The organism is Lentzea sp. HUAS12, assembly GCF_024125735.1.
Lineage (GTDB): Bacteria > Actinomycetota > Actinomycetes > Mycobacteriales > Pseudonocardiaceae > Lentzea > Lentzea albida.
In genome coordinates this window covers 1,761,734-1,766,980 of sequence record NZ_CP099738.1, presented here as the reverse complement: position 1 = coordinate 1,766,980, position 5,247 = coordinate 1,761,734, and the positions used below count along the sequence as shown (strand labels likewise).

Below are 5,247 nucleotides of genomic sequence, written 5' to 3'. Positions count from 1 at the left end.
CCCACTCAACCCATCTCGGCGACTGAAGTGTCAGCCGGACACCAAGAACCAGACGAATGACGTGTTTTCCGGAGGATCACAGCTCGCGCGTGCTGATCTCCCTAGTGTTTGGAGCTACCAGCTCGCGCCGAGCGCCAGGTCCGCGAACCGCTCTTCCAGGGAGACCTGACGGAGATCGGCGTCGACCATCATGCGCATCAGGTCCGCGAACTCGACCGTCGGTTTCCAGCCCAAATCGGCCAGCGCCCTGGCCGGATCCGCGCACAGCGTCTCCACCTCCGCCGGCCGCACCAGCGAAGGGTCGATCACGACGTGGTCCCGCCAGCGGAGACCGACGTGGTCGAAGGCGATGCTCACGGCGTCCCTCACCGAGTGCATCGCGCCCGTTCCGATGACGTAGTCGACGGGCTCCTCCTGCTGCAGCATGAGGTGCATCGCGCGCACGTAGTCACCCGCGTATCCCCAGTCGCGCACGGCATCCAGGTTCCCCAGGCACAACTTCTCCTGAAGCCCCAGCTTGATCCGCGCGACGGCGAGAGAGATCTTGCGGGTGACGAACTCGGTTCCGCGGCGCGGCGACTCGTGGTTGAAGAGCATCCCGGACACGGCGAACATCCCGAACGACTCGCGGTAGTTGCGCGTGATGTAGTGGCCGTACGTCTTCGCCACGCCGTACGGGCTGCGGGGGTGGAAGAGGGTGCGCTCGGTCTGCGGGGTCTCCGCCACCATGCCGAACATCTCCGACGAGGAAGCTTGGTAGAAACGGATTCCGCTGCCCTCGACCGGCCGAGAGCGGTCGAGACCGCTGACCATCCTGATCGCTTCGAGCATGCGCAGGACACCCAGGCCGTTGACCTCGGTGACCAGTTCGGACTGCTGCCAGGACATGGGCACGAAGGAGATCGCGCCGAGGTTGTACACCTCGTCCGGGTGGCTGAGGTCCACGGCGGAGACCAGGCTCGCCTGGTCCAGCAGGTCGCCGTCGACGAAGGTGATGTCCGAGATCAGCCTGCTGACCCTGGACTTGCGCGGGTTCGCCTGCCCGCGGACGAGACCCCAGACCTCATACCCCTGCTCCAGCAGGTGCTCAGCCAGGTACGAACCGTCCTGCCCGGTGATACCGGTGATCAACGCCCGCTTGCTCATGGGGATCCTCTCGTCATCACGGACGGGCCGCCGGCACCGCGAGCATCCACCGCGTCCGATCTCGTTCGGTGCGCGCACCCAGGCCCAGGTTCGAGTCAAGCGCCTGCCGAGTCGCGAAATGACTAGAGTTCGGCCCTCTGTCCAACCAGGACCGGGGGTGGGTGGTCCCGGTACCCCGCCGCCCTGGGCGGCTGTCGCACCTCGTCTCGAGCCGCGATGCCGCGTGGCCGCTCCTGCCTCACGAGCGCGGAAGATCGAGCCGGCCCGGGCAGCCGCGTACAGAATATGGAACTGCGAACCATATATTGCGCAATGGCACGGCCGTATGGCTCAATAGGTCACCAGCAAGAGCGACGTAACGACGCAATCTGACTACAGAGAGTCAGAACAGGCGCTCCGACGGGTGGCTGCTCTATGACAGAGAGTGAGCCGAGATGAGGAGAAGGACAGGATCCGTGCGTCTCCTTGGCCGTGATCCCGTACTGACCACGCTGGCCCAGCTGGCCCACTCCGCTCGGCGCGGTTCAGCACACTGTGTCATCGTTCGCGGTCGTCGCGGCAGCGGCAAGACCGCCCTGCTCCACGAAGTGGCCGAACACGCGACGCGGTCCGGGGATCTCGTGCTGACGCCGGAGGCCGGTGCCGACCAGTCGGCGTTGTGGGCCATCTCGGAACTCCTCGAGCCCACCGGCGCGCGCATCGGCGGCGCGGCCGCCACCCTGTACCCGGTGCTCCGCAGGGTTCACCGGACGCTTGCTCGGCTCACCGCGGCCAAGGCCGCCTGCCTCCTGCTCGACGACCTCCGCACCGACGACGAGGCAACCCTGTCGTGGTTCGACTTCACCCTGCGGCGATCCGAAGGGCTGCCGTTGTTCATCGTCGCCACCACGGTTTCGGACTCCTCCGAGTCGCCGTTGGTGAACCTGGCCGTGCACGCGAACTGCACCGTGCTGGACCTTCCCCCGCTCCCCCTGTCGGCGACCGCCGCCATCATGGCGAGAGACCTCGAAGCGGGTGCGGAGCCGTGGCAAGCCGAAGTGTGCCATCGCTTGTCCGCGGGCAATCCCGGAGCACTCGTCTCCCTGCTCGACCGGTTGCGCGAACGACGAGGTGCGGTCGCGAGTCCGGACGGAGGCGTGCTCGACCCGGAACTGGTGACGACCTCCGTGATCTCCCGGCTCGGCGCGCTGTCCGATCGCACCCGAGCGGTCGCGACGGCCGTCGCCGTGCTCGGACGGACCGACCCGGACCTCGTCGGGCCGCTGGCGGGCCTCGCACCGAGCGCGGTTCCCGGCGACCTGCACGCCCTGTGCCGCGACCACCTGCACCGGCACGATCAACCGGAACCGCTCTGGGAGTCGACCCGTGCGGCGATCCTCAGCACCGTCCCGACACCGGAACTCACGGCTCTGCGCACTCGGGCGGCGATGCTGCTGCTGGACAACGGCCGACCGGCCGACGAGGTGGCGGAGCAACTGCTCGCACTCGACCGCGCCGACCAGCCGTGGATGTCCCAGGTGCTGGTCGGCGCCGCTGCGGCGGCATCCGCTCGCGGCGACGCCGCCACCGCGGTGCACTGCCTGACGAGAGCGTTGGAAGGCGACCCGGCCAACCTGCCGGCCCGCACGACTCTCGCGATGCGGCAGACGAGGACCGATCCGGTGGCGGCGATGGCGAGCCTGGCGGAGGTGTTCGAGCGCTCGGCGGATCCCGTTCTGCGCGCGAGGATCGCCGTGGCGCACGCGCTGGCCGCCCGGACCTGCGGACAGCCCCTTCGCGGCCGCGGGTTGCTGCTGTGCGCGACGACGGAGTCACCCGCTTCCTCCGGCGGTCATCACGGCGACGAAGACCTGCGTGCGCTGCTCGATGCCGCGTTGCTCGCGGTGACACTGGCGGACCCGGCGACCGCGACGACGGCGGCGGCCCGGCACGCCGCCGGGATCCGCGTTCCCGAAGGACGTACAGCCTCCCGGCAGTGCCTGCTCGCCATGATCGCCGACACGACGATGCGGATCGGCGGTGACGTCGCCGAGGCGGTACAGCTGGCACGGCAGGCAGTGGCCGGCGACTCGGTGGACGACTGGTCGACTCCGGCTGCCGCGGAGGTGCTGCGCTGTGCGGGCCGGTTCGACGAGGCGGAGGCCGCGCTCGACCGCGCGGTGTCGCGGTTCACCGCCGAGGAGGACGAGCTCGGCCTGTGCAGGCTGTTCCAGAGCCGGGCCCGCGGGCTGGTCGCGACCGGGTCCCTCACCGAGGCGGAGAGCGAGGCCCGGACGGCCTTCGCCATCGCCGAACGCAACTCCTGGCTGTCGCACGAGCCGGGCATCGCGATCACCTTGGCTCTGGTCAACTCCAAGCTCGGCAGGCCGCTGGAGGCACAGGCGTTGCTCGACGACGTCGGACGCGCTTCCGTGTCGGGCCGGACCACCGAGCACCACGAGTTCCTCCACGCCTCGGCCTGGGCCGCCATCGCGCGCAACGACTGGTGCGCCGCGATCGACGCCCTGTTCGAATGCGGGAGGGTCATGACCGGATCCGGCATCAGCAACCCGGTCCTGGTCCCGTGGTGGGTGGAGGCGGCGATCATCTCGGCGCTGCTGGTCGGCCGGTGCGAGCCGGCGGACGAGGCGCTGGAGGCGGGCAGGACCATGGCGCGCCGGTGGCACACGCCGGAGAGCGCGGCGCTGGTCACGATGGTCGAGGGGGTGATCAACTCGGACATCGCGCTGCTGGCCGACGCCTCCAGGTCGTTCTCGGGACTGCCGACCCGTCAGTGGCAGGCCTTCTCCGAACTAGGCCTGGGCAGGGTGCACGTGATGGCGGGGCAGAACGTCGCCGCCCGTTCGCACCTGCGCAAGGCGATCAGCCTGATGCTGAGCAACGGCACCTCGCCGTGCATAGACGAGGCACGCCGTCTCCTGCACCTGGCCGGAGGCCGGATGCGGGTGCGGCCGGGCGCCGCACACGACGTGCTCAGCGCCAGTGAGCGCAGGGTCGTCGACCTCGCTGCCGCCGGAGCGACCAACCGCGAGATCGCGAACGCCCTCTACGTCAGCCTGCGCACGGTCGAGATCCACCTGACCAAGGCCTACCGCAAACTCGGGATCTCGGGTCGGTCGCAGCTGCGCGCCGCGTGCACGATCGAGGCCAGGTCGGGCTGATCCCGAATGCGGAACGCGCCCTTGGCCGGCGGGGTACGACCGCTGATCGAGGCGGTGGGCCTCCCCGACCGGCCCGCCCACGCCAGGACGGCGGTACTAGGGCTTGACCACCCTGGCGACCGCCCGGGACAACGTGGTCAGGTCGGCGACGATGTCCTCACGCAACTGGTCGGTGACCCTGGCGGACAGCAGCGTCGCACTCACCGCGATGCTCCGCGACGGTCCCCCTGGCACCGCGACCCCGAAACAGGACACGCCCTCGGTGTTCTGCTGATCGTCCATCGCGTAGCCGCGTCGCGCGGTCACCTCGAGGTCCTCCTTCAGAGACTCGACGGACCGGTGCGACCGGGACGTGAGGACCGGGAGTTCCCCGACCTCCGCCAGCCGCTGCTCCAGCTGGGCAGGGGGCAACTGGGCGAGCATCGCCTTGCCCAGCGCGGTCACGACCGCGGGCATCCGCCTCCCGATGTCGCTGGCCAGCCGGATCGGCTGCGTACCGTCGTGCCGCGCCAGGTACAGCACGTCCGTCCCGTCCAGGATCGCGAGAAGCATCGTCTCGGCGTGCGCCGTGGGCAACGTCGCCGCCGCGCGCCGGAACTCGGCGACGATGTCGGTGCTCGCGAGGAAGCTCTGCCCGAACTCGACGACCCTGTAGTCCAGTGCCCACAACCCGTCCACCCTGCGGACCACGTGGCTGTCCTCGAGCGCCGCACACACGTTGGCCACCGTCGACTTGGCGAGGTCGAGGGATCGGGCCAGGTCGGCGAGCCGGGTGGGGACACCACGGCGTGACAGCTCCTCGAGCACCCCGATCGCTCTCGTCACCGCCGGCGACCGGCTCTCGATCGACCGCAGCGAACGCCGTCCTGCCGCATGCGGGTCGGACACTGGCACACCCCCTTGCGCGGTGCCCCGTGACAGCCGTGCCACTACGCAGGTG

3 protein-coding genes are annotated in these 5,247 nt (G+C 69.7%); 1 reads left to right on the top strand and 2 read right to left on the bottom strand.

Annotated features, from left to right (window positions below; translation table 11 throughout):
• Positions 1–114: 114 nt before the first annotated feature.
• The gene (locus tag ND450_RS07770) at positions 115–1,146 is read right to left on the bottom strand and encodes a GDP-mannose 4,6-dehydratase (RefSeq protein ID WP_253325479.1); all 1,032 of its coding nucleotides are present in this window, start codon (positions 1,144–1,146) and stop codon (positions 115–117) included.
• A 434-nt stretch (positions 1,147–1,580) separates the two neighbouring features.
• On the opposite strand from ND450_RS07770, the gene ND450_RS07765 reads away from it, so the two are divergent.
• Positions 1,581–4,307, top strand: a complete 2,727-nt coding sequence (locus ND450_RS07765; RefSeq protein WP_253325478.1) for a LuxR family transcriptional regulator — start codon at positions 1,581–1,583, stop codon at positions 4,305–4,307.
• 96 nt (positions 4,308–4,403) lie between these two features.
• Here the strand turns inward: ND450_RS07765 and ND450_RS07760 are convergent, their stop codons facing one another.
• Positions 4,404–5,195, bottom strand: a complete 792-nt coding sequence (locus tag ND450_RS07760) for an IclR family transcriptional regulator (protein WP_253325477.1) — start codon at positions 5,193–5,195, stop codon at positions 4,404–4,406.
• Between the last annotated feature and the right edge of the window lie 52 nt (positions 5,196–5,247).

Coding starts and splice junctions, on each gene's coding strand:
- ND450_RS07770 (WP_253325479.1), bottom strand. CDS start 1,146: ATGAGCAAGCGGGCGTTGATCACCGGTATCACCGGGCAGGACGGTTCG.
- ND450_RS07765 (WP_253325478.1), top strand. CDS start 1,581: ATGAGGAGAAGGACAGGATCCGTGCGTCTCCTTGGCCGTGATCCCGTA.